The organism is Vibrio sp. 2033 (assembly GCF_033339735.1).
Genome location: NZ_JAWOVC010000489.1, coordinates 1 through 621 on the forward strand (window position 1 = coordinate 1; position 621 = coordinate 621).

General features: G+C 58.3%; 1 protein-coding gene. It reads left to right on the top strand.

Annotation, left to right across the window (positions count from 1 at the left end; translation table 11 throughout):
- Nucleotides 1-169 precede the first annotated feature (169 nt).
- A complete protein-coding gene (locus R7P74_RS29995; RefSeq protein ID WP_443293473.1) occupies nt 170-616 on the top strand; it encodes an RHS repeat-associated core domain-containing protein in 447 nt (148 codons plus the stop codon).
- Nucleotides 617-621 lie beyond the last annotated feature (5 nt).

The window sequence follows — 621 nt, forward strand, 5'->3', positions numbered from 1 at the left end:
AATGGCAATCGGTGACATTGCTTGTGAAGAGAGATAATAATTTACCCGAGCGGACAACTTATTTATTGGTAAGGTCTCGGTACTTGGCCTACGGGGCGGTGCGGTTGTCGGGCGGAAAGATTTCGCGGCGTTTGGTGATGAGGTTGCGACGCCGCAGCGGACGCAAGGGCTGGGCTATCAGCCGACGGGCCTTCGGCAGGATTATAAGGGTTACGAGAAAGATGACGAAAGCGGGCTGGAATTTGCTCAGGCACGTTATTACAACCCGACGCACGGCAGATTCACCTCGGTTGATCCGCTGACGGCGTCGGCGACGATCCGCAATCCGCAGACGTTCAACCGCTACGCCTACGCGCTCAATTCGCCGTACAAATTCACCGACCCGCTGGGGCTTGAGGCGATACGATTCAGATTTGGTTCGGCACCGGACGCATATGGTTGCGGGGCTGAGTATTCGGGTTGCGAGGATGCCTGGAGCGACGGCGGCGGATTTCTCGAACCTGACCCTAAAGGCGCGGCAGATCCTGGCCGCAGAAAAAAGACAATCGAGCCCGTTCCGGCGGCCCGCAGCAGGAAGCCGAACAACCTGAACCCACGCCAGTTGCTTCCCCGTTGACCGCG